General features: G+C 63.5%; 15 protein-coding genes. 12 read left to right on the top strand and 3 right to left on the bottom strand.

The window, feature by feature from the left end:
• Positions 1-7 precede the first annotated feature (7 nt).
• The gene (locus EKO19_RS20430; RefSeq protein WP_129778285.1) at positions 8-2518 is read left to right on the top strand and encodes a S9 family peptidase; all 2511 of its coding nucleotides are present in this window, start codon (positions 8-10) and stop codon (positions 2516-2518) included.
• On the opposite strand, the gene EKO19_RS20425 is transcribed toward EKO19_RS20430, so the two are convergent.
• Positions 2515-3708: a GGDEF domain-containing protein gene (locus tag EKO19_RS20425; protein WP_157995358.1), complete on the bottom strand. Its 1194-nt coding sequence runs from the start codon at positions 3706-3708 to the stop codon at positions 2515-2517. The two genes, EKO19_RS20430 and EKO19_RS20425, sit on opposite strands and share 4 nt — an antisense overlap.
• 184 nt (positions 3709-3892) lie before the next feature.
• Between EKO19_RS20425 and EKO19_RS20420 the strand changes: the two genes are divergently transcribed.
• A complete protein-coding gene (locus EKO19_RS20420) occupies positions 3893-6871 on the top strand; it encodes a TonB-dependent receptor domain-containing protein (RefSeq protein ID WP_175597131.1) in 2979 nt (992 codons plus the stop codon).
• 59 nt (positions 6872-6930) lie between these two features.
• Here EKO19_RS20420 and EKO19_RS20415 read toward each other — a convergent pair whose 3' ends face one another.
• Positions 6931-7311 carry a hypothetical protein gene (locus EKO19_RS20415; protein ID WP_129778282.1) on the bottom strand — a complete coding sequence of 127 codons (381 nt, stop codon included), beginning with the start codon at positions 7309-7311 and terminating at the stop codon, positions 6931-6933.
• A 68-nt stretch (positions 7312-7379) separates the two neighbouring features.
• Between EKO19_RS20415 and EKO19_RS38675 the strand changes: the two genes are divergently transcribed.
• Complete coding sequence (locus EKO19_RS38675) at positions 7380-7823, top strand: hypothetical protein (RefSeq protein ID WP_175597130.1); 444 nt, start codon at positions 7380-7382, stop codon at positions 7821-7823.
• A complete protein-coding gene (locus EKO19_RS20410; RefSeq protein ID WP_217705479.1) occupies positions 7807-9279 on the top strand; it encodes a COG4315 family predicted lipoprotein in 1473 nt (490 codons plus the stop codon). Before EKO19_RS38675 ends, EKO19_RS20410 begins: the two co-directional genes overlap by 17 nt.
• On the opposite strand, the gene EKO19_RS20405 is transcribed toward EKO19_RS20410, so the two are convergent.
• Complete coding sequence (locus EKO19_RS20405; RefSeq protein WP_217705478.1) at positions 9276-10226, bottom strand: alpha/beta hydrolase; 951 nt, start codon at positions 10224-10226, stop codon at positions 9276-9278. The genes EKO19_RS20410 and EKO19_RS20405 overlap by 4 nt on opposite strands.
• Positions 10227-10470: 244 nt before the next feature.
• Here EKO19_RS20405 and EKO19_RS20400 point away from each other — a divergent pair, with 244 nt between their 5' ends.
• The 8 genes from EKO19_RS20400 (at position 10471) to EKO19_RS20365 (ending at position 23929) form a co-directional block, all read left to right on the top strand.
• Positions 10471-10986, top strand: a complete 516-nt coding sequence (locus EKO19_RS20400; RefSeq protein WP_129778280.1) for an RNA polymerase sigma factor — start codon at positions 10471-10473, stop codon at positions 10984-10986.
• Complete coding sequence (locus tag EKO19_RS20395; RefSeq protein WP_129778279.1) at positions 10986-12068, top strand: FecR family protein; 1083 nt, start codon at positions 10986-10988, stop codon at positions 12066-12068. Before EKO19_RS20400 ends, EKO19_RS20395 begins: the two co-directional genes overlap by 1 nt.
• A 155-nt stretch (positions 12069-12223) precedes the next feature.
• Entirely contained in the window at positions 12224-15043 is a 2820-nt protein-coding gene (locus EKO19_RS20390) for a TonB-dependent receptor (protein WP_175597129.1), read from the top strand.
• A 51-nt stretch (positions 15044-15094) separates the two neighbouring features.
• Positions 15095-16513 (top strand): sulfatase family protein, encoded by a 1419-nt coding sequence (locus tag EKO19_RS20385; protein WP_129778277.1) that lies wholly within the window; start codon positions 15095-15097, stop codon positions 16511-16513.
• Positions 16514-16741: 228 nt separating this feature from the next.
• Positions 16742-17296, top strand: coding sequence for an RNA polymerase sigma factor (locus EKO19_RS20380; RefSeq protein ID WP_129778276.1), 555 nt, complete (start codon positions 16742-16744; stop codon positions 17294-17296).
• Positions 17293-18267, top strand: coding sequence for a FecR family protein (locus EKO19_RS20375; protein ID WP_129778275.1), 975 nt, complete (start codon positions 17293-17295; stop codon positions 18265-18267). The genes EKO19_RS20380 and EKO19_RS20375 overlap by 4 nt, the downstream gene beginning before the upstream one ends.
• On the top strand, positions 18260-21460 hold the full coding sequence (locus EKO19_RS20370; RefSeq protein ID WP_129778274.1) for an amidohydrolase family protein: 3201 nt from the start codon (positions 18260-18262) through the stop codon (positions 21458-21460). Before EKO19_RS20375 ends, EKO19_RS20370 begins: the two co-directional genes overlap by 8 nt.
• Before the next feature lie 66 nt (positions 21461-21526).
• Positions 21527-23929, top strand: a complete 2403-nt coding sequence (locus EKO19_RS20365; protein ID WP_129778273.1) for a TonB-dependent receptor domain-containing protein — start codon at positions 21527-21529, stop codon at positions 23927-23929.
• The last annotated feature ends 54 nt before the right edge of the window (positions 23930-23983 follow it).

Genomic DNA, 23983 nt, shown 5'->3' with positions numbered 1-23983 from the left:
GTTTTCCATGGCTGCTTCGTTCCCACGGGCGCTGGCGCTCGTAGCTGCTTGCATTGGGGTTTGTTCCGCGTCGATCGCGGCGGCCGACGGCACGCTTCGCCCGATGCAAGTCGACGATCTGTTCGAGTTGGAGGATATCGGCCGGTACTACGGCGGACCTTATGACTTCGCGCCTGACGGCGGCGCGTTGGCATTCACCCGGGTGCGTGCCAAGAAGTCGTGGACCAATCACAAATGGGAATATCTGTGGGGCAGCAACGGCGCCGATGTCTGGTTGCAGCCCGCGCCGGGTGCCGCGCCCGTCCCGGTGACGCGCGGCGATCAGGATGGCGCGGGCTGGTGGGCGCCTCAATGGTCGCCGGATGGCAAGCGGCTGACGATGATGTCGACCAAGACCGGTGACAACGTCACGTTGTGGGTGTGGCAGCGTGACACCGGCGAGTTCAAGCAACTGACGTCGCGCGGCGTCGATCTGCAGGACATTCGTGAGCGGCCGCTGATCTGGGTCGACGAGCGTCATGTGTTGTGCCCGGTGCTGGCGGAGGGTGAGCAGCCGCTGGGAATGCGAGCGGAACTACAGTCGACTCAGATCGCGCGAGCTGCGTGGCCCAAGACCGAGAAGGGGGTGGAAGCTACCAGCAGCGTGCTGGACAGCGGCGTGACGCCCGACCTGAGCAAGCGGCCGAACGGCGAGCTGTTGTTGATCGATGTGACGGATGGCTCGAGTCGGGTGGTCACGTCGGGGCCGACGCGCGGCTGGCGGCTCGCACCGTCACGCCAGTACGTTGCTTATGGTCGCCAGGTGAGCATGTTCACGCCAAAGGCCGATGAACCGCTGCCGTTCGGTGCGAGTGGAAGTCACACGGTGGAGCTGCGGACGTTGAGTGGCAGTCCGGTTGCACTGAGTAGAGCCTTGCCGACGGATGTGATCGTCGAGTCGTTGCGTTGGTCGCCGGACGGCGTCGAGCTCGCATTCCTCAGCTTCGAAGCGTCGCGTGAAGATGCTCCAGCATTATTCCGTGTGAACGCGCGGACCGGCGCCGTGACCCGGGTTGAGTTGGGCAAGCTGGATCTGAATCCGGTCATTCGTTTGCTGCCGCAGCTGGAATGGACGGCGCAGGGCGAGCTCATCGCGAAAGGCGTGATGCGCCAGGATCAGAAGAAGCCTGCGGTGACCGACCGGCGCGACTGGTGGCTGATTGGCAGGGACGGTCGCGGTCGGATGCTGACGGCGACGATGAAGACACCGCCGGCGGAAGTGTGGCCCGAGGACGGCAGAAAAACGTTCGTCGGTCTGGCGGACGGTGAGTTGTGGCGCATCCGGCTGGATCGAAGCGCAGTGGAGAATCTCACGGACACCTTCGAGCCCGCGATCGTGCAATTGGCCTGGCCGTCATCCAGCATCTTTGGCAACGACGAGGTACCGCGGCCGGGGCGGACGTATGGCAAGGTCGTGCTGGACGTTCGCGCCGATGCGACCCATGAGTTCCATCTGCTCGATCTGAAATCGCGAGCGGTGTCGTCGCTGCAAAAGCCCGCACCCTCGGCGGCGCTGGTGTCTTTCGAGCCGAGGACCGGCAGCGCCATCTATTCCTCGAACGACAGGCAGGGCACGTTTGCGTGGCGCAAACCCGCCGGGGAACGAGCTGCCGATGCGCTCATCGCAACCAATACCTTCCTGCGCGGTATCGACGAAGGCGAATTCAAATCCATCGAGTACACGGCCCTCGACGGTCAGCCGCTCAAAGCGTGGATGATTCTGCCGCCCGGTTACCAGCCGGGAAAGAAATATCCCCTGTTGACCTGGGTCTACGCGGGCTCGGTGGCGCGGCCCGAACCACCGTTCCATCAGAGCATCGCCTATGCGAGCTCGCTGAACATGCAGATTCCGGCGGCGCATGGCTACGTCGTCCTGCTGCCGAGCATGCCGCTGAAGCCGGAAGGGATGACGGACGATCCGATGCTGGCGCTGCCGAACGGCGTGTTGCCGGCCGTCGACAAGGTCGTCGAGCTGGGCATCGCCGATCCGAAGCGTTTGTTTCTTGCTGGCCAGAGCTTCGGCGGCTTCTCCACCTACGGACTGGTGACGCAGACCAAACGGTTCACCGCCGCGGTCTCGTTCGCGGGATTGTCCAACCTCATCAGTCTGTACGGGCAGTTCGACGCTCGCATGCGCTACACCGAGTATCCCCACGAGCATTTGTTTCAGGCGGCATTGACCGAGTCGGCGCAGATCCGCATGGGCAGCCCGCCCTGGCAGGACCTCGGCCGATACATTCGCAACAGCCCGGTGTTTTTCGTGGATCGGGTCGAGACGCCGCTGATGATCGTCCAGGGCGACATGGACTACGTCGCGCTGCAACAGGGCGAGGAGTTTTTCATGTCGCTCTATCGGCAAGGAAAGCGCGCCCGCTTCGTTCGCTACTGGGGCGAGGGGCATGTGCTCGAGAGCCCGGCCAACATCCGCGACATGTGGCAGCGGGTCTTCGACTGGTTCGACGGCTTCGCGAAGGACTAAGCCCTGGCCGCGCCGGGTTGCTTGTCGAACACGCCGGTCACGAGCATTCCGTAGTCGGTCTCGTTCATCACTCGAACGCGATTCCTGCCGCCGACCTTCGCTGCGTAGAGCGCTTGGTCGGCGAGTTGCAGGGCGCCGCGAGGGGTTCTTGCGGCGGACGGTTCGATGACGGCGACGCCGACGCTGATGGTGATGGTCGCGGACGTGCGAGAGCCGCGATGCTCCATCCCCAGTTCGTGGACGCCGCGGCGCACGCGATCGGCGAGGGCCACGGCCTGATCGGTGTCGACGTCGTAGAGCATGGCGACGAACTCTTCACCGCCATAACGGGACAACACATCGAGCGGACCCCGCACGAGCGACTGCAGACATTCGGCGATCCGCCGCAGGGTCACGTCGCCTGCCTGGTGTCCGTAACAATCGTTGTAGGCTTTGAAATGGTCGACGTCGATCAACACGATGGCGATCGTGCGCCCTTCCGTGACAGCCTGCGGCCAGAGGCGCGCCAGGTGCTCGTCGAAAACGCGGCGGTTCTTGGTACCGGTCAGCGTGTCGTGTTGAGCCAGCTGCGAAATCAGGCGGGTTTCCAGAAAGGTGGTGCGTGACAGTCGTTCCAGATGCCGGGCGGCGAGGGCACAGCCCGCCAGGGCGATGAGCAGGAAGGTGATGGCGCGCAGGGCTACGGGCAGCGCGAGCCCGGCGAGCGTGGCGTGAACGACAAAGGAAACCGCTGTCAGTACGCCCGTGAACAGCGCCGTCCGGTAGCTCAACCCCAAAAAGAAGAAGGGGCCGAACAACAGCACCGGCAGGATCATCAGCATTTCACGCTGACCCTCGGCGGCGGCGGCGGTGATGCAACCGGCCACGACCACGTTCCTGATTGGAACGATTACACGGGCCACGGGTAGAAAGTGGCGCTCGAAAGCCGAGCTCCACGCCAGGGACGCCAGTAGCACCGAAGCAATGGTAACGACGGCAAGTGCGGCGGCGGGGCCGCCTACCGGGAAGCCGGCCGCCGTTTGCTCGACGGCCCGGGCAATCGACAGCACAGCGGCGAGGACGCACGTCACACGAATGAGAAGCCGGCTGCCGAGCAGATGGGTGCGGACATACTCCGCCTCCATTGCGGGGCTGAACCGCAGCTCCTGTTGAGCACGCACCAGCTCCGCCGCCTGCGGCGAACCCGGCATTGCCGCGAGATTCAGTGGTGCCCCCTTGACCATGCCGCCAAGACTAAGCCGTTCCTGCCATGGCGGATGTGACCTGTTCGGAATCTGCGTCACGGAAATGGCAGCTGCAACCAATGGCCATGCGGCAGTGAGGGCACATCAGCGGCTACAATGCCGAGGTTGTCGCGTCGTATCGGAGCACTACATGAAAAATCGAACCGGGCTGGAGCGCGGAGTTGCAGTTGTATCGGTGTGTGCAGGCCTGTTCGGGCTGGCCCCCGTGCATGCCCAGGATGAGGGCGAGGTAACCGAGGTCATCGTCACGGGTTCGCGCATCAAGCAGAACGAGTTCGACGCGCCGACCCCAACCGTGGCCATTTCGGCCGCAAGCATCGAGCGCGCGGGCACCACCAATCTCACCGACTACCTGCGGAACCTGCCGGCGTTGCTGTCTTCCGAGGACGATCTGACCAACACCGGTTCGCAGGGCTACATCGGCAGCACCGGCCTGAACCTGCTGAACCTGCGCAATCTCGGCGAGGCGCGCACCCTGGTGCTGGTGGACGGACGGCGCCACGTGGCGCAGTTGCCGGAAACCGCCGCGGTCGACATCAACACCATCCCGATGGACTTGATCGAGCGGGTGGACATCGTCACTGGCGGCGTATCGGCGGTGTACGGTGCCGACGCCGTGTCCGGCGTGGTGAACTTCGTGATGAAGAAGAACTTCGAAGGCCTGGTCGGGCGCGTGCAGTACGGTGGCAGCGAGGCCGGCGGCGCGAACGACGTGCTCGCGACCTTGACGGGCGGCCTGAACTTCGCCGATGGCCGGGGCAACATCTCCGGCTCCATCCAGCACACGGATCGTGGTCGCTTGCGGGCCAGCGATCGCAGTTACCTGCGCGGCGCCAACTATACGACCATGAGGCGCAATCCGGACGATCCGGGCGACGATCCGAGCATCCCGGACGAAGTGCCGCTCAACGACATCCGCTTTTTCGACAGCGCCCGCGCCGGTGCCATCGACACCGATATCGACTTCACGCCCGATACCCTGCCGGATGGCAGCGACTATGAGATTCCCCGATTCGTCTCACCGTACTATTCGCAGGGCGGCAGCGGCACGCCGCTCTCGGACTACATCGGCGATCTGCTGCCGGAGGCCAAGACGACGGTGGCGAGCGTCTTCGGTCACTTCCAGGTCAGCGATGCGGTGAATTTCTTCGGCGAAGCGAAGTTCGTGCACGGTAAAGCCACCGCGTATGGCCAGCCGACCTTCGACTTCTACCTGTTCGAGCATGCGGATAACCCGTATCTGCCGGCTGCCGTGGCGGCGCGAGTCGTTCCGGGCGCGATGGCAGATAGCTTCGAGGACCCGACGGCACCCGACGGCGTGCTGGTGAGTCGCGACAATTTCGACCTCGGGGTGCGCGGCGAAGAAGTCACGCGCGACACGATGCGCTTCGTGACCGGCGTGAACGGCGATGTCTGGAGTCGCTATCACTACGAAGTGTCGTATACCTACGGCCAGTCCGACATCGATTCGCTTGCCTTGAACAACCGCTACAACGACCGGTTCTTCGCGGCGATCGACGTGGTGACCGATCCGCTCACCGGGCAGGCGACGTGTCGTTCCAATCTGGATCCGAGCGCCTTGCCGTATCAGCCGGCGCAGGGTTTCGACTTCTCCGGGCCGTTGTCTTTCACTCCCGGCGCCAACAGCGGTTGCCGGCCGTTGAACATCTTCGGCGAAGGCGTGGCCGATCCGGCCGCGCTGGCCTGGGTCATGCTCAACAACAAGACCACGTCGCGATTGACCCAGAATGTTTTCAACGCCTTCGTGTCCGGCCCGGTACCGGGCATCTCCTTGCCCGCGGGTGACATCGACGCCGTGATGGGCGTGGAATGGCGCCGCGAGGGCAGCCGTTCCAATCCGCCGCTGGCGGATCAGTTGGGGCAGACGTTCGGCAACGTCATCCTGCCGACCGATGGCGACTTCGACGTGAAGGAGGCGTTCGCCGAAGTTCGTATTCCGGTGCTCGCCGACAAACCGTTCGTCGAGCGGCTGCAGGTTTCCGGTGCGGTGCGGGTGTCCGACTACTCGACGGTGGGCAGCACGACCACCTGGAATACCGGCCTGTTGTGGGTGCCGGTGCGGGATGTGAGCTTCCGCGGCACCATCGCCGAATCGGTGCGTGCTCCCAATATCGCCGAGCTGTTCAGTCCCCAGAGTCAGACGTTCGAGTCCATCCTGGATCCTTGCGATACGGCCAATCTGGCCAACGGCAGCAGCTATCGTGTCGCGAACTGCCAGGCCATCCTGTCCGCGCTGGGCGTGGCAAATCCGGGGGCGTTCACAGATCCGAACTCCGCGACCATCCCCGGCATGTCCACCGGCAATGCGAGCTTGAGCGAGGAGACCGCGCGCACCTACACCTTCGGCGCGGTGTTCCGGCCGCGGTTCGTTGACGGCCTGGCGGTGTCGATCGACTACTACGACATCAACATCAAACAAGCCATCAACACCGCCGACGCTCAGGATGTCGCCGACAATTGCGTCGACCAGCCCAGCATCGACAATGTCTTCTGCGACTCGCTGACCCGTACCGCCGGCTCCGGCGCCATCAGCACGTTCGTGGTGCAGCCGGAGAACGTCGCGTCGTTCCGGACTCGCGGCATCGATTTCAACATCGACTATCGGCTCGATCCGGTGCGGCTCGGCATGGATGCGGATATCGGCACGTTCGCGTTCTCGCTGGTCGGCAGCCGGCTCGACCGCCTGACCACCATCCCGACCCTGGGGGCCGAACAGATCGACCAGCGCACCACCGCCGATCTGAGCAGCGGCACCTACGCGCCGAAGTGGACGACCGTGTTCGACACGACCTGGGAGTATCACGGCCTGACCGTGAACTACGGTTACAACTACTTCAGCAAGACCACGCGTTATTCGCTGCAGACCCTGGCCGGCAATCCCGATCAGGCCTCGCGCTCGAACATCTACTACGACGCGCGTGCAACGCACGACCTCTCGGCCTCGTACGATTTCGCCGGCGGCTATCGCATCTACGCAGGTGTGAACAACCTGACGGACGAACGCCCCGACTACACCACCATCTACCCGGTCAGCCCGGTCGGGCGCTTCTACTATGGCGGCGTGAAGGTGTCGTTCGGCGGCCGCTGATCTGTGCAGCGCTGAGCTCTCGGCTGAATGCCGAGAGCTCAGTCAGTCCGGCTATCACGTCAGCTCCGATAGTTGCGCAGCGTTGCGACGTCCTCCAACACGGCATCGATTCCGGTGTAGAGGAGATTCATGACCTCGTGCGCGTGAAACGCGCGGTTGCGTCGCTGCTGTCCCTGGGGGCGCACGATGTCCAGGTCGACGAGTGTCGCAATGGCTGCGTTGACGGCTGGAAATGTGACGTTCATGCGTTCGACCAGGGCCGTTACGGTAACCACGGGCTGACCGAGCAGGAGATGAGCGACACGCCACACGGTAGCGTGCTTGCGCGTGCCGCGTGTCTTATGCGAGCGACGCCGAGCGTATATGCACGGACGCAGTTCAGCGTTTGTTCCGCGTCGAATCATCGACTGCAAGGACTGATGCAGGTCGGACTTGCGCATCGAGAAACCTTGAATAGGGAACTCATTGTTAACAGTTCTGGCTATAACCTTTAATAAGGTTGGCGCTATTGAATGTTTCCTTCGCCGCGCCGCCAACGTTCCGGGCCGCGCAGGCCGCCGGGCCCATCCTGCAGCAGCTCGCTGGTCTGCATCAGTCGCAGATCGAATTGTTCGATGCTCTTCGCACCGCCGGCAAGCCGACGCAGATCACGTTCTATCGAGGCGAGACCTCGACCTCACAGGAGACTCACATCTTCCACATTCCGAGCAATCGGCTCGCAGCCATGAGAATCTGGACTGGCTCGATTTCTGGCTGCTGGGCAGGGAAGATGCGGATGCCGCCAGGGCCGAGCAGTATCGGCGCTGGCGTCGGATGCATGAATCATTCGCCAGATGAGGCTCTTTTGGATGCCGGCGGCAGCGCGGCTGGAGTGAGTTGCAGTTTCAACGCCTTGAGCTATCGTGACCGGGTCGGGGGATCCAACGAAGGTTCACGTGCTCAATTCATATAAATCGGAGCGCGGCGTTCATGCGCCAGAGCGCTGTTCACTGCCAGGATTGCGCGCCGGCGCGCTGACTTTTGGAATGGTCTTGCTGGCCAGCGCCGAGCTGAGCCGGGCGGCGCTGCCGGCGGAGCCGTTCTGGAATTCGCGAACCGACCAGCAGCGTGAAGCGTCGGTCTCGCTGCAACTCCCGCCGGGCATCCAGATCATGCCGACGGAACTGGAAGGGCCGGTGTTCGCGGACGAGAAGGGCATGACTCTTTACATCTGGCCGCAGCAGCAATTGCGAAATGGCAATCTCGGCGATCGGCGCAACAGCGGCGTCTCCACCTGCGGCGATACGATTTACAACGAAACATCGGGCCTGATGAGCCCGTATCCACCGGGCTTTCTGTTGCCGGATCTGGACAAGCGGCGTGGCTGCGACCAGTTGTGGAAGCCGAAACTGGCGCCCGCCGATGCCAGGCCGGTCGGCAAGTGGACCGTCATCAAGCGCAAGAACGGCGAGTCGCAGTGGGCCTACGAAGGCCTGCCGCTGTACACATCGGATCGCGATCGCAAGCCGGGCGATGTGCTCGGCGGCACCAAATCCATGATCGTGGGTGAGCAAGGTGCTGCGCGCTTTCCCATCGGGCCGCCCTCCGATGTGCCACCGGAACTGGAAGTCGCGCCGATTCGCACCGGTCATCTGTTGATCACGAGCAAGGGATATTCGGTTTACAGCTCCGATGCCGACGGTCCGAACCAATCCAATTGCACGGCGGAGTGCCTGAGAGATTGGGCGCCGGTGACCGCGCCTCAGCTCGCGAAGCGTCACGGCGAATGGAGCATCGTCGATCGCGCCCCCGGTATCCGGCAATGGGCGTTCCGTGGCAAGCCGCTCTACACCTATCGCCTGGAGAAACGAACGCGCAGCATGACCGGCAGCGACAATCCCGGTTGGCACAATGTATTTACTCAGCGTGCCCATCTGCCGCCGTCCGAATTCACGATTCAGGATTCGCGCATCGGTCAGGTGCTGGCGGATGCCAACGGCAAGACCATTTATCTGTATCACTGCAATGACGACGCGCTCGATCAGCAATCGTGCGATCACCCGGAGTCGCCGCAACAGTATCGTCTCGCCATCTGCGGGAACTTCGATGCGAAGGTGTGTCAGGAAACGTTCCCGTATGTGAAAGCGCGGCCTGGCGCGACCGCGGACAGCGCACTGTGGTCGGTGATCGATATCGATCCGGCCACGGGCACCCGCGCCCGGCAAGGTGAGAGCGGTGCGATTTCGGTGTGGGCTTATCGCGATCGGCCGGTGTACACCTACGGCGAGGATGAGAAGCCGGGCGATGCCAACGGCGACAACTATGGTGAATTCAATGGGGCCCGCAACGGCTTCAAAGCGTTCTGGCTGCGCGACGATTTTCGCGACAACGTGATGGGAATATCGCTGAAGGACGTCATGGGTCGCTAGCGTCGGGCGAGCCGCGCATCGAAGAAGCGCCAGATGATGGCGTAGGCTTCTTGCGATTCCGGCAGGTCGGGGCGCATGAAGAACGCGTGGCCGAGGCCGTCGAACAGCACCAGCTGACTGTCGACGCCTCGGGCCAGCAACTTGCGATGAGACAGCGTCAGCGCACTGGCGGCGAAGTCGCGGCTGCCGGCTAGATGCAAGGTGGGTGGAAACTTCGCGAGCAACGCTGGCGAGGTGAGCGGATAACCGAGCACGTTGGTGGCTTCGACGCCGCTCATGTATAGGGTCGGCAGCGTATCTGTGGGCGCGGTTGGAGCCCGTCCGCTGAAGGCCGCTGAAAGAACCGCGCTATCGCCGCCATACGGTGAGCCCGTCCCACAAAAGGTGCCGATCGCGCCGGGCATCGGCAACCGGTTGGCATCGAACCACGCCATGGCTTGCGCAGTGATGATGCCGCCGGCCGAACAGCCATAGACGCCAATGTTCGCGGCAGGGTGAGTTTTCAGCAGGGCGCGATAGACCGCCGCGACATCTTCCGACGCCGCCGGAAAGCGATGCTCCGGCGCCAGTCGATAATCCACTGTGACCACTTCGATACCGCCGACGGCGGCGATGGGAATGGCCTCGACCAGCGCGCCACTGCCCGAGCCCCACATGAACGCTCCGCCGTGTACGTTGATCAGGACGCGGCGCCGGTTCGACGGCGCGATTCCGGAAGCGGGAATCACCCGGTCCACGGTCACGCCGCCAAGCGGTTCGCGTCGGACCTCGACGGCATATCGACGCCGCATCTCGGCGAGACGGTCGTCGTTGAAACGTCCATAGAAGGCGCGGGCGGCGGCAACGTCCGAGCCGAATGCCGGATCGGGATGGTCCAGCGATTGCTGGAGCACGGCCCGCGCCTCGGCGCTCATGTAGTTGGACGGCGGCAGCTCGAAAGCCGGCATCGGGACGGTCCCGGGCGGGGGCGCGGCGAGCGCTGCAAGCCACGGACTGGAGAGCAGAAAAACGCTGAGACCGGCGGCGAGGCAGGCGGGTTTCGACATGCGATTACGTTGCATCGGCCGCCGGCGCGTCGTCAACGGCAATCTTTTTTTGCCGGCGGTTTCCTTTTGACCCGGTCGCACGCTCTAATGCCAATAGGGTGTCCATGCGCAACGGTTGCGGGTGGGCCCTGAGTGGATTCATCGAGTGACCAGTACACCAGCCTTCGTTTCGGGAATGGAGCAGTCGCATGGCCGCCAGCTGCGCCGGTTCCTGTCCAACCGACTGCGCAATGCCGCGGCCGATGTGCCGGACCTGGTGCAGGAGGTGTTTCTGCGGCTGCTGCGGATTAAGGACCATGAGTCCATCCGCAATCCGCAGGCGTATCTCTACACCGTGGCGTTGCATGTCCTGCATCAACATACGTTGCGTTCTTCGAACCGGCCGACCAGCACTTTGCCGGCCGACATGGTCGCGGATCTGGATTCGTTCCTGGCCGGCGATCCCGCCGAGGAGGCGGAGCTGGAAGACCGCTTCGAGAAGCTGGGCGCGGCCCTGCACGAGGAGTCGCCTCGCGCCTATATGACACTGCTGATGTATCGCTGCGAAGGCGCGACGCTGGAACAGATCGGCGCACGGCTCGGCGTGTCACGCGTGATGGCCAAGAAATATCTGGTGAAGGCACTCGCGTTCTGCCAGCAACGGCTGGCGGAGGGAGAGTGATGGGCGCGCGCGATTCCGGATTCAACAAACAAGTCGCCGAAGAGGCCGCCGCCTGGTTCGTCGATTTCAGCGTGGGCGACGTCGAGCCGGACCAGCTGGCGAGCTTCAATGAATGGCTGCGTACTTCACCGATTCACGTGCGCGCTTACTTGCAGGTGGCAGCGCTTTGGGAAGATGCCGAGCTGCTGAAGCTCGACGCGGCGGAGCTGGAAGCGCTGGCCCGGCAGATCGCCAGCGAAGGCAATGTCATTCCGTTGCGCCAAGCGGAAGCACGCACGCCCGTTGTCGTGCCGAATGCTGTACCCAATGTATCTGTTCCACCGCCGCAGATTCCGGCGCGTCGCGTGGGGCGCCGGTTTGCCGTTGCCGCGTGCGTGTCGTTATTGAGCGCGATCATCGGCTTCGCGGTGTGGACGCGTGTCGACCGGGGTTTGACCTATGTAACGGAGACGGGTGAACAGCGGAGCATCACGCTGGCCGACGGCTCGGTGGTGCAGCTCAATTCGCAATCGCGGCTGCGCGTGTCGTTCAGCGAGCAGGTGCGCACCGTCGAACTGATCGACGGCCAGGCATTGTTCGAAGTGGCGAAGAATCCGGCGCGGCCGTTCGTCGTCGTCAGCGGCAAGACCCGCGTGCGCGCGGTGGGTACGCAATTCGACGTCTATCGCAAGAGCGCCGGAACGGTGGTCACTGTGCTGGAAGGCCGGGTCGCCGTATCCGGAGACACCGCGCGAGTGTCCACGCCGGCGTTGTTATCCGCCGGCGAACAGATCGTCGTCACGCCAACCGCGATCCTCCCACCGCAGCCGACCAACGTCGAGGCAACCGTTGCCTGGACCCAGAAGAAACTCATGTTCGATGCCGCGCCGCTGTCCGAAGTGGCGGCGGAGTTCAACCGTTACAGCCGTCAACGGCTGATCCTTGATGACGCCGCTCTCGATGAGATTCGTATCAGCGGCGTGTTCGCATCGAGCGGTGTCGACTATCTGGTGCAGTTCCTGCAGCAGCGCTTCGATGTGACGGCAACGACCGCCGACGGCCAGATCCATCTCTCGCGGCGGCCACGCTCCGACACTCCGTGACCGGAATGTTACTTCCGCGTCGACGCGCGCGTGCCGGCTGCAAATATTTCTCTACGATGGTTTCCTTTTCGATTCCGCGTTCACTCTTACTCATCAAGAATGCGCCGCCCATGACGACGGTGCTCACTTGGTTCAGTGCGAACGGGGGATTCTGGATGCGTAATGTGCTCGCCACGACGGCCTTGTGCCTGTCGATCGCCGGTTTGTCGGTGGCTCAGGAAGCCGCCGGTTCGGTGCGCAGGGATGTCAGTATTCCGGCGCAGGGCCTGGGCCCCGCTTTGCAGAGCTTCGCGCACGAGTGCGATGTGCAAGTGATCTTCGCGTCCGACGACGTGCTCGACGTGCGGACCGCCGGCGTGTCCGGCAAAGTGACCATCGAGGAAGCGTTGAGCCAGATGCTGCGAGGAACCGGGCTCACCTACCGCCTGCTCGATAACAGCACGGTCACGATCTTTCCGGTGAGCACACCGGCCGCTCCCCACGCGGCGCCAGTCGCACCAGCGGTCACTCAGACTGGCGCTTCCGTCGCCCTTCCTCAGCAGCCGGTGCGCGAACGTTTGCGACTCGCACAGGTGGAATCCACAGCGACTGGATCGCAGACGCCGACCAATGCGACTCCAGGGGCACTCGAGGAAGTCGTGGTCACCGGTACGGCGCGAGCCAGCGGTTTGCATCGACTCGATGCGGGCTTTTCGATCAACTCCATCACCGCGGACAGCCTGCACCAGATCGCTCCGCTCAGCACCGCGGACGTGCTGAAGAATGTTCCGGGCACTTACGTGGAATCCAGCGGCGGCGTGGCGGGCTTGCGAGTCAACGTTCGCGGCTTTCCAATGAATGGCGGTGGCCAGTTCTCATCCGTCGAGCTGGATGGCACGACGTTGCTGCCGCCGATGACGTTGAGCTTCATCGAGGGCTACAGCCTGTTTCGTGTCGACGATACGGTGGAGCGCGTCGAGGTGTTGCGTGGTGGGCCGAGCCCGCTGTTCTCCAGCGGCCAGCCCGGCATCACGCTCAACTTCATCCAGAAGAAGGGCGGCGATGTGCCCGAGGGCAGCGGCCGCATCACACTGGGGGCCGAAGGGCTGTATCGTTTCGACGGCTTCCTCGGCGGCAAGCTCGCCGAAGGCTGGTATGGCACGGTCGGCGGCTTCTATCGGGAAAGCGATGGCGTTCGCGATCCGGATTTCACGGCCGACAAGGGCGGGCAGCTCAGCGCCACACTGACGCGTCGCTGGGACAGCGGCGAGATCACGTTCTCCGGCCGGGCCGTGAAGGATTCCAATATCTTTTTCTCGGGCGCGCCGCTGCTGTCGACCAACAATGGCCGCGATCTGGACGTGTATCCGTTCTTCGATCAGCGCAAGGACACGCTGGCCGGACCGGATACCACCCGGCTGCAATTCGAGATCGGTCCCGGTGCCACGCCCAGCACGCTGTCGACCGACTTCAGCGATGGACGCACCGTCGACCTGAAGCAGTTCGGGGTGAGTTTCGATTTCAATGTGGGCGAGTGGGAGATCACCGATCGTCTGGGCTATCTCGATGGCACCGCCGATACTCGCGCGATCTTCACCAGCGCGGTGCCGTTGACGCTGGGTTCTTATATCAACGGTCGCATCGCCGCCGTGAATGGCACTGCTCCGGTTGTCGCCGCCGCGGGTGGTGCCGCCACCGCAGGATCGGCGCGCTATACCACCAGCGGCGCCGCCATCACCGACATGAACACGCCGGTGATCGTCGCCGGTTTCTGGTATGTCGACAAAGACATCGAAACGGTCAGCAACGATTTTCGCGTCAGCCGCACGTTCGGCGCACACACCCTGACGGCGGGCAACTACTTCGCCTATCACTCCATCCAGGACCTCTGGTACCAGGGCAACAACGCGTTGCTGGCCTTCGAGAAGCACGCGCGTCGCATCGACGTTGCCTTGAACAACGGCGTGCTCATCACCAAGGACGGCTTCACCGGTTATGCGACCAATCATTTCGTGGACGACTTCGACGGCCGCAACCTGGCGTTCTTCCTGGCCGACGAATGGCAGATCACCGATCGGCTGCGCGTCGATGGCGGCGTGCGCCACGAGGACTACAAGACCGACGGCACGGTCGGGCTCGCGACCAATCGCAACCTCGATGGCAATCTGCTCACGTTCTATAACAACTCGGTGTCGGTGCAGAACGGCACCAGCCAGTACTTCACGTACGACGACGCCAAGACGTCGTTCACGTTCGGCGCCAACTACCGGCTCGCGCCGGAGCTGAGCACGTTCGTGCGCGTCAACTCGGGCTATCGTTTTCCGACGTTCGATGAAGTGCGCGTAGGCTCGCGCGTGGTGCAGGAGGTCGACCAGTACGAGCTCGGCTTGAAGACCGCGTTCGATACCCTGGATGTGAATCTCACGCTGTTCTACAACGAATTCCTGGGTCAGACCTACACCCAACAGATCGTCGACTCGGTCACCGGCGCGATCAGCAATCTGGTGGCAGTCGCCGGCTCCGAGGCCTATGGCGCCGAGCTGGACGGCGCGTGGCAACCGCTCGACGGCCTGTCCATCGGCTTCAATTTCACCTACTTCAACGCCGAATACACCGGCATCCACAACGGCGCGCCCAGTGGCGTGCAGAATGGCAACGAGGTGGCTCGTCAGCCGAGCTTCCAGGCGCGCCTGTCGCCGAGCTACAGCATCCCGCTGGCCATCGGCGATCTGACGCTGTTCGCGGCCTACACGCATGTCGATGCCCGGTACTCGGATATCCAGAATCTGCAGAAGCTGCCCGAATACGAGACACTGGATCTCGGGGTCGGCCTGAAGATGGGCGCCGTGGATCTGCAGGTGACCGGCATGAACGTCACGAATGAGCTGGGCCTCACCGAAGGCAACGCGCGCATCGTCGGCACGACCGACGCGGCGGTGATCGGCCGCTCGATCTTCGGTCGTTCCTATCAGGCGACGGCGGCTTATCGATTCTAGGGCGGCAAAGTCCCTTAACTGAGTGCCATTGCCCTATCGGGGGACGTGCGGATGAAACGACGTACTTTGCTTGCCTCGGCTGCGGGCGCAGTTCTGGGCTCGACATTGCTGTCGACGCGGCGTGTTCGGGCCGCGTCCGCTGAAAAACGCAACGTCTTGTTGCTGATCGCTGACGATCAGGGGCTCGACGCGGGTTGTTACGGCACGGGCATCGCGACTCCGCGCATCGATGCGTTGGCGCGTCGTGGCACGCGCTTCACGCAGGCATTCGCAGCGGTCAGCTCGTGCAGTCCGAGCCGGTCGGTGATCTACACCGGCTTGTATTCGCACAGCAATGGAATGTATGGATTGGCGCACGACGTGCACAACCAGTCGTTGCTCGACGGCGTCGATACATTGCCATTGATGATGAAACGCGCGGGCTACGCGACCGCACTGGTCGGCAAGAAGCACGTTCGACCGGACAGTGCGTTCGTCTATGACGCGGAGCTGGCGCCGGAGCGTTCCGGCATTCGCGATGTCGCGTTCATGGCCGACGAGGCGTTGCGCTTCATTCGTGGCGTGGACCGGCCTTTCTTCGTTACGGTGGCGTACAGCGATCCGCATCGTGCTCCGGTGAACTATGGAAACGATCGCGCGTGGCCGCGGGTCGAGCCGGTGCATTACGATCCCGCGCGCGTGCCGCTGCCTTCGCATCTGCCGGACGTGCCTGAAGTCCGCCGAGACCTCGCCGAGTACTATCAATCGGTGAGCCGGTTGGATACCGGCGTGGGGCTGCTGTTGGATGGCCTGCGAGACGCTGGCCACGCCGATGACACGCTGATCATTTATCTGAGCGATAACGGCCGTCCGTTTCCGGGTGCCAAGACCAATCTCTACGATCCAGGATTGCATCTGCCGTTGATCGTGCACGCGCCCGGGGCGGCCGGTCAGGCCGTCAACGATGCGATGGTCAGCTTCATCGACATCGTGCCCACCATTCTCGATTGGTCGCGCGCGCCGGCGCCGGAACGTGCGTTGCCTGGACGGTCGTTGTTACCGCTGCTGGGCAAGAGCGGGGCGAGTGGCTGGGATCGCATCTTCGCATCGCACGACTTTCACGAGATCAACCAGTACTACCCGATGCGGAGCGTGCGCACGAGAACGCACAATTACATCGTCAATCTCGCGCATCCGCTCGACTATCCCATCGCCGGCGACGTCGAAGGTTCGCCCAGCTGGAAGGCAATCAGTGCGCGCCCGGACATTCGGCTGGGTCGCCGCACTCAGGCCGCCTATCTCAAGCGGCCGGCCGAGGAGCTCTACGATTTGAAGAACGATGCCGACGAGCTGGTCAATCTCGCCGGCGAGCCTCGCGCGGCGGCCGTACTTACGGAGCTTCGCAAGCAACTGTTCGAGTTCCGTCGCGATACCGCCGACCCGTGGCTCGCAGGCCAGACTTCGCCGTATTCCCAGCGCTCACCGCACTGACGGCGAGTAGCGCCCGCCGCCGCTCTTCGCGAGTCGGACCATGCTGGCCTGGCAGACTGGCAAGCTGCTGCCGCCCCCCGTCAAAATTAATGTCGTAGCGGCGCGGGCTGGGCCGTCTACAGGGGCGTGAAGAAGCTTCGACTGCCCACTTCGCTTGCGTTCAACCGGTATCCTGCCGCTGTCACGGCGGAGCGAGATCCCGTCCCCGCTGATCTCGAGGGGGGGCGAATGGGCGATGACAAGGCCGCTGTCCTGGCCAGCCTGTACAGCAAGTACTCGCAGGCGCTGCGCAAGTACATTGCCCGGCTGGTGCGCGACCGGGAAGAGGCCGACGACCTGGCGCAGGAAGTGTTCGTCCGGCTGTCGCGCCGGGAGGACGTGGCGGGTATCGAGCATCCGCGCGCCTTCCTGCACTCGATCGCCCTCAATCTGATCAACGACAAGTGGCGCAGCGACCGCGTGCGTCACTTCTATACGGCCGCCAATACGGCCGATATCCGCGCCACCAGCGTGGATCAGATGGACCCCGAGCGGATTGCCCTGGCGCGCGAGACCGTGCGCATTCTCGACGACGCCGTGCGGGCGCTGCCGCCGAAGTGCCGGCGCATCGTGATCATGCACAAGTTCCAGCATATGAGTTACGCCGAGATCTCCCAAGAGACTGGGCTGACCGACCGCGCCATCGAAAAACACATCATGCGCGGCATGGCGCGGATCGAGCGGCATTTGCAGCGCTCGTTTCGCAATTCGGCCGAAGGACGCGGCTTCATGGAGTCTTTATGAGTGTGGTGAGGAACCTGAGAGCGGCGTGGGCCTACCGGCAGGCGCGTCGCTGGGTGGTACGCCGGGCCGCCGGCCCGCTGTCGAGCCGGGACCAGCGGCGACTCGACGCATGGCTGCAACGCTCCGAGCTCAACCGGCAGGCGTTGCGTTATCAGCAGGATCTGTGGACCTCGCTGGATTCGCTGGCGGAGCAGTATTCGACGGCGGCGGTGGTAACGGCCGCACCCGTGACTCGCATGCCGATCGCCTGGAGTCTGGCGGCGGTGTTGCTCGTGGCGGTGCTGGGCGTTGCGTGGATCGGCTTGCAACAGTCCGGGCGCTGGGGCGCGACCGTCTATGCGACCAATACCGGAGAAGTGCGCCGCGTGCGGCTGGAAGATGGCACGCAGGTCGATCTTAGTCCGCGAACGCGCCTGGAAGTGCGTTTCGTCGCCGCCAGTCGTGACGTGGTGCTACGGGACGGCGAGGCTCTCTTTACGGTGACTCGCAACCCGGCGCGTCCGTTCACCGTGCAGGCACGCAGCGGCTTGATTCGCGTGCTCGGCACTTCGTTCAACGTGCACGAAGGGCCCGGCGGCGTCACGGTGTCGGTGCTCGAAGGCAGCGTCGAAGTGATGCGCGAACAACAGCCGGAGATTCCCCTGCGACTGATCCCGGGGCAGGAGGCCGTTTACGAGGACCACGGCGAGATCAAACGTCGGGCCGTCGGCTCCATGAGCCACGTCGGGGCGTGGCGGGTCGGATTGCTCGAGTACCGGAACGAGACCTTGGAAAGAGTGGTGGCCGACGCCAATCGCTATTCCGAGGGTCGACTGGTGATCGTGGACGAGCAATTGAACGGCCTGAAACTGACGGCCGTGTTCGAAGCCGGCGACCTGCCGAAGCTGGCCCGCAGCCTGGAGCTCATTCTGCCGGTGGAAGCCAAGGTCGGTCGGGGTGGACGTATCGAGCTGGTGGCGCGCGATGAGTAATTGCTGTCGATGGCTGGCGCTGGCGGCGTTGAGTGTGTTCGGGAGTGTGCAGGCCGAGCCGCATGACGACGTGACCATCTCGGTCGACGAAGGTACCTGGATGAGCGTCGACGTGAGTCCCGACGGCTCGGAGCTGGCATTCGATCTGCTGGGCGACATCTACGTCATGCCAGCGACGGGCGGTACCGCGCGCTTGCTGCGCGGTGGTCCGGCCATCGAGAAACAACCGCGCTTCTCGCCCGACGGTCAAAAGCTGGTTTTCATCAGCGACGCCGATGGCTGCGACAACGTCTGGACCATGCGACGCGACGGCAGCGAGGCGACTCAGCTCACCCGCGAGACGCGCGATCTGATGACCGAGCCCACCTGGCATCCGGACGGACGGCGCATCGTCGCGCGCAAGAATGTTTCCACACAGACCGCCTATATGCTGGGCGAATTGTGGATGTTCGATCCGCGAGGCGGCAGCGGCGTGCGGCTGGTGAAAGAGACCAAGGATGCGACCGAGCCGCGGTTCTCGCCCGATGGTCGCTTCCTCTATTACTCGCAGGATGTCACCGGGCCGACGGTGGTGTTTCGCAATCCCGGTGAGAACGGCATCGTGGTGCGACGGTTGACGCTCGATGGCGGCGAGAAAACAGACGTCGTGAGAGGGTATGGTGGCGCGCTCGCTCCGCAGATCGCCCGCGACGGCCGGCAATTGGCATTCGTGCGTCGGGTGCGCGAGCGATCGGTGTTGTTCGTGGCGGATCTGGACACCGGCACGCAGCGACCGGTCTATGGCGATCTCAGCCAGGACAACCAGCTCAATCCCACCGGCCACGGCTGGTATCCGGCGTTCGCCTGGTTTCCCGACAATCGTCACGTCGCGCTGTGGTCGCACGGCAAGATCCTGCGGGTCGATACAGTCGCGGGCACCGCGCAACCGATTCCGTTTCGTGCCGAAGCGGTTCATCGCATCGAGCGTCGTCTGCAGTTTTCTCCTGCGGTGACGGACGATCGATTCACGGTGCGCGTGATCCGCCATCCGGCCCGCTCGAGCTCAGGCACGCTGGTGTTCGGCGCCTTGGGGCGATTGTGGCGCAGCGAGGGCACGGCGGCTCCTCGTCGTCTCACGCAGAGCACGGATCTGGAAGTGGAGCCGGCATTCTCGGCCGATGGCAAATCGTTACTGTTCGTCGCCTGGAACGACGTCACCGGCAGCTCGCTGCGCGTGATGAATTTGAAGTCGGGGCACACTCGCGAGCTGTTCCATTCGCGTGCGTTGGTGCGTGCGCCCGCGTTCTCCGCCGATGGGCGACAGGTGGTGTTTCAGCTTGCATCGGCCGAGACCTATGTCGGCGGGCAAGGGACGCGCGTCGGAATCTACCGGCTAGGGCTCGACGAGGGGAAAGAAACATTCGTCGTGGCCCGGGGCAGTCGCCCGAGTTTTTCGCCGGATGGCACGCGGATTTACTTCAGCCGTCCGGAGCAGAGCGGTGTGGCGCTGTTCAGTGTGCGTCTCGATGGTCTGGACGAGCGCATGCATGTCAGGACGGAGGCCGCCGACCGCCTCGCGCTGAGCCCGGACGGGCGCTGGATCGCCGTCGAAGAGCTGGGCGTGGTGTACCTGGCACCTTACAGCGCCAGCGGTGCAGCGTCATTCGTTGCACTGGGGCGAGGTGAAGTACCCACGCGTCGACTGGCCACGGGGCTGGGGCGCGAATTGCACTGGAGCCCGGACAGCAGCGCCGTGCATTGGGTCTCCGGCGCCGAGTATTTCAGCGCTCTCGTGACCGAAGTGTTTCCCGTTCGAGAGACGACCGCCGGTTCGTGGCAGCCTCGCGATCACGGCCGAATGCTCGGTCTGGAAACGGCCGCGGACAAACCGACGGGCAAAGTGGCCTTCGTCGGCGCACGCCTCGTGACCATGAAAGGCGACGAGGTGATCGAGGACGGCGTGGTGGTTGTGTCTGGCAATCGCATCGAGGCCGTCGGTGTGCGCGGCGCTGTCGCTGTGCCCTCCGATGCGTACGTGGTCGATGCCGCCGGCACGACCATCATTCCTGGCATGTTCGACATGCATGCTCACATCCACCATACATTCGGTGAGCTGGCGCCACAGCAGTATCCGCCGTACTACGCCATGCTCGCTTTCGGCGTGACGACGATCATGGATCCCTCGGCGGAAACTGCAGCGACGCTGGCACGTGCCGAGCAGGTGAGGGCTGGCGTGGCGGTCGGGCCGCGAGTGTATTCCACAGGTTCGCCGATTCTCGGTCTCAGCGGAGGTGCGCCTTACGCAGCTATCGAAAGCCTCGACGACGCGCGTCGTCACGTGGCGCAACGGGCATCGATGGGCGCGGTCATCGTCAAAAGTTATATGCAGCCACGCCGCAACCAGCGACAGTGGCTGATCGCGGCGGCACGCGAGCAGGGCATGATGGTTGCACCTGAGGCGGGGCTGAATTTCTACAACGTGCTGTCCATGATGCTGGATGGGCATACCACCATCGAACATGGCCTGCCGGTCGATGAGGTCTATGAAGACGTGATCCAGCTGGCCTTGCATTCAGGCGCGTCGCAAACGCCGACGTTGCTGGTCGCCGCCGGCAAGATGTGGGGTGAAGACTATTGGTACGACAAGGAACGCATCTGGGACGATGCGCGCATCAAACGTTATGTGCCGGATGCGCTCGACATGTTCCACGGCGGTTACAAGCCCACTTACTTGCGTGCGATGTGGACGCCGCGGGCCACTGATGAAGTTTACGAATCGGAGTTCCTGGCGGTCGCGCGTGCGCATCGAAAGCTTGCTGACCGCGGTGTTACCGTCAATGTCGGCGCGCATGGTCAGATCTTTGGCATCGGCACGCATTGGGAGTTGTGGTCGCTGCAAAAAGGCGGCATGAGCGCCCATCAGGCGTTGCGTGCCGCCACGTTGAATGGCGCCAGAACGTTGGGGCTCGAAGCGCAGCTGGGCAGCCTGGAACCTGGCAAGCTTGCCGATCTGGTGGTGCTCGAAGCCAATCCCTTGCAGGATATTCGCGCCACCGCCGGGGTCCGCTTCACGATGGCCAATGGACGTCTCTACGACGCGGTCGAAATGAATGAGACCGGCAACCGCAAACGGGCACGCATGCCGTTCCTGTGGGAACGAACCGCGAGCCCGGACATCGCGTGGGACCAGAGCATGATGGGGCGCGATAAATAAATGTCGGGATGCTTCGCGCTCAGGCGTCTTCCGATGCGCTAGAAAAAAAGCTACGGGGAGAACGTCATGTCCATGCGAGTGCGGATTGTCGGAACCGGAATGTTATGCACGCTGCTGATGGGAGCGGCGTTCGCGCAGGAGCCGCCGAGGCAGCGCTACGTCATCGCCAAGCAGCCGCTGGCGGGTGCACTGTTGGAATTCGCGCGGCAATCCAGGATTCAGATCTTTTCGCCCGAGACTGCCGAGTCGGTGCTGCTCGCGGCGCCGCTCGAAGGAACGTATTCGCCGGAAGAGGCGCTCAACAGACTGTTGACGGGCACCGGATACACGTTCGTCAGAAACGGCGACACGTTCTCCATCGTACGCAAACGCGAAGCTCGCACGACCAGCACCGAGACCGCCGCGCGCATCACACAGATGTCGGCAACGACCCAATTGGCCGCTGCACCGATGCAATCGTACTCGGCGCCGGTTGAGTCGGCGGGTACGGAGCCCGTCGTAAATTATCTGGACGAGGTTGTCGTCACTGCGCAGCGTCGCACACAGAAGTTGCTCGATGTGCCGTTGGCGGTGACCGCGTTCACTGGCGAACGGATCGAGCAGACCGGTGCAAACGAACTGGCCGATTTCCTGCAGGAAGCTCCCGGCGTGACCGTCGTCGACGCCGGCGACGGCAATCAGTCGATCGCCATCCGGGGCATCGGCTCGGTCAATGGCGACGCGACGGTGGGTTACTACCTGGATGAGCTGCCTTTCGGTCTGGTCAATCTGGCCGATCTGCCGAACGTGCGGGCGTTCGATCTGGAACGAGTGGAAGCGCTGCGCGGACCGCAGGGAACGTTGTATGGCGCAGGCTCGATGGGCGGCACCATCCGCATCCTGACGCGCAATGCCGATCTGAACGATTTCGAAGTGCGCACCAACGTGGTCGGCTCGACCACGGCAGACGGTGGCGACAACTATCAGCTGCACGGCGCGGTCAATGTGCCGTTGGTGGAGGGCAAGCTCGCGTTCCGTGGCGTCGCGAGCTATGAGGACTGGGGCGGCTGGGTCGATTCGCCGCGTCAGAAGGACATCAACGATCGCAACATGCAGAGCTATCGCGGCAAGCTGCGCTTCGCGCCCACCGATGCGCTCGACATCACCCTGTCGGGCTGGTTCAGCCGGCAGGAGATCGGGCAAAGCTCGAATTCGCTCAGGAACCGCAAGACCACCTCGACCAACGATCCCCGCATCGAAGTCGAATATGACCTGTTCAGCGCGGTGATCGATTATCAGGCACCCGGCGTCGATATCCTGAGCGCCACCTCGTACATCGATTATCACCAGAACTTCTTCGCCAATCTCGGGCTGCCCGCGCCGGTGGCGTTCAACTCGCCGGCCGACAATTTCACGCAGGAGGTTCGCCTCGCGTCGCGTGGCGACGGCGCGATGCGCTGGACCGTAGGCGGCATTTATCAGGACCTGTCCACCGATGCGTTCATCGGGCTGCCGTCGGGCTTCCCGTTCTTCGGTCCGAGCCTCACGGCGCAGACTTCGAAGTCGTGGGCCGTGTTTGGCGAAGGCACGTATGCGTTCCTCGACGGCATGCTCGAGGCCACCGCCGGCTTGCGATATTTCGAAGACGAGCGCGAGACCGTGGAGACCCTGGGGACGACGGTGACGGGGCGAACGATCGCCAACTTCGATTCGGTGAGCCCGCGCTTCAACCTGGCATTCAAGCCGGCGCCGGGCTGGCTGTGGTACGCGAACGTGGCCAAGGGGTTCCGCAGCGGCCAGACGCAACTGGCCACGCCGCGCCTGTTCGATCCCGATCTGCCGCTGGGCATCGATGCCGAAACGCTCTGGTCGTATGAGGTCGGTGTCAAAGCCTCGTTGGCGGGCGGACGACTGGTGGCCGAAGCCGCTGTGTATCGCAACGAGTGGCAAGATCTGCAGACCCCCGTGAGTGTGTCGGTGAGCCCGCCGTTCGTCGGCATCCTGAACGTCGGCAGCGCCAGCTCCCAGGGTCTGGATCTGAGTCTGGATTTCCAGCCGCTCAGCGGTCTGAACCTGCGCTTGAACGGCAACTACAACGATGCGACCTACGATGAAGATGTCGCCGATCTGACCGGCATCGTCATCCGCAAGGGCCAGCGCATTTCCGGCGTGCCCAAATACACGCTCAACGGCTCAGTCAGCTACGGTCGTGCATTGAGCTCCGATGGCTTGCTCGCGGGCTTGCGGGGCTTCACCTATCTCGGCGTGCAATACAACTCGCCACGCGACAGCGTCGGTGCCAACGCGATCGGTCGCGGCGAAGACGTGACTCTTGTGAACGGTCGCATCGGGGTCGAGAAGGACGCCTGGGGATTGTTCCTGTTCGTGGACAACATCACCGATAGCAATCAGGCGATGACGGGGCAGTTGCCGGCGGCCACGCGGCCGCGGCCACGTACCGTCGGGCTCAATCTCCGCACGCACTTCTGATATGTCTCGCGACCATGGGCTCGCGGTGAGGCTGATCCTCACCGCATGGGCAGG

Source organism: Peristeroidobacter soli, from assembly GCF_004138485.1.
Lineage (GTDB): Bacteria > Pseudomonadota > Gammaproteobacteria > Steroidobacterales > Steroidobacteraceae > Steroidobacter > Steroidobacter soli.
This window is presented reverse-complemented; position numbering and strand designations above follow the sequence as displayed.

Bases quoted from the DNA above. Each gene is read 5' to 3' on its own strand.
- EKO19_RS20385 (WP_129778277.1), top strand. From the start codon at position 15,095: ATGAAACGACGTACTTTGCTTGCCTCGGCTGCGGGCGCAGTTCTGGGC.
- EKO19_RS20430 (WP_129778285.1), top strand. From the start codon at position 8: ATGGCTGCTTCGTTCCCACGGGCGCTGGCGCTCGTAGCTGCTTGCATT.
- EKO19_RS20370 (WP_129778274.1), top strand. From the start codon at position 18,260: ATGAGTAATTGCTGTCGATGGCTGGCGCTGGCGGCGTTGAGTGTGTTC.
- EKO19_RS20415 (WP_129778282.1), bottom strand. From the start codon at position 7,311: ATGCGCAAGTCCGACCTGCATCAGTCCTTGCAGTCGATGATTCGACGC.
- EKO19_RS20405 (WP_217705478.1), bottom strand. From the start codon at position 10,226: ATGCCGGCTTTCGAGCTGCCGCCGTCCAACTACATGAGCGCCGAGGCG.
- EKO19_RS20380 (WP_129778276.1), top strand. From the start codon at position 16,742: ATGGGCGATGACAAGGCCGCTGTCCTGGCCAGCCTGTACAGCAAGTAC.
- EKO19_RS20365 (WP_129778273.1), top strand. From the start codon at position 21,527: ATGTCCATGCGAGTGCGGATTGTCGGAACCGGAATGTTATGCACGCTG.
- EKO19_RS20395 (WP_129778279.1), top strand. From the start codon at position 10,986: ATGGGCGCGCGCGATTCCGGATTCAACAAACAAGTCGCCGAAGAGGCC.
- EKO19_RS20390 (WP_175597129.1), top strand. From the start codon at position 12,224: ATGCGTAATGTGCTCGCCACGACGGCCTTGTGCCTGTCGATCGCCGGT.
- EKO19_RS20425 (WP_157995358.1), bottom strand. From the start codon at position 3,708: ATGCCGGGTTCGCCGCAGGCGGCGGAGCTGGTGCGTGCTCAACAGGAG.
- EKO19_RS20375 (WP_129778275.1), top strand. From the start codon at position 17,293: ATGAGTGTGGTGAGGAACCTGAGAGCGGCGTGGGCCTACCGGCAGGCG.
- EKO19_RS20420 (WP_175597131.1), top strand. From the start codon at position 3,893: ATGAAAAATCGAACCGGGCTGGAGCGCGGAGTTGCAGTTGTATCGGTG.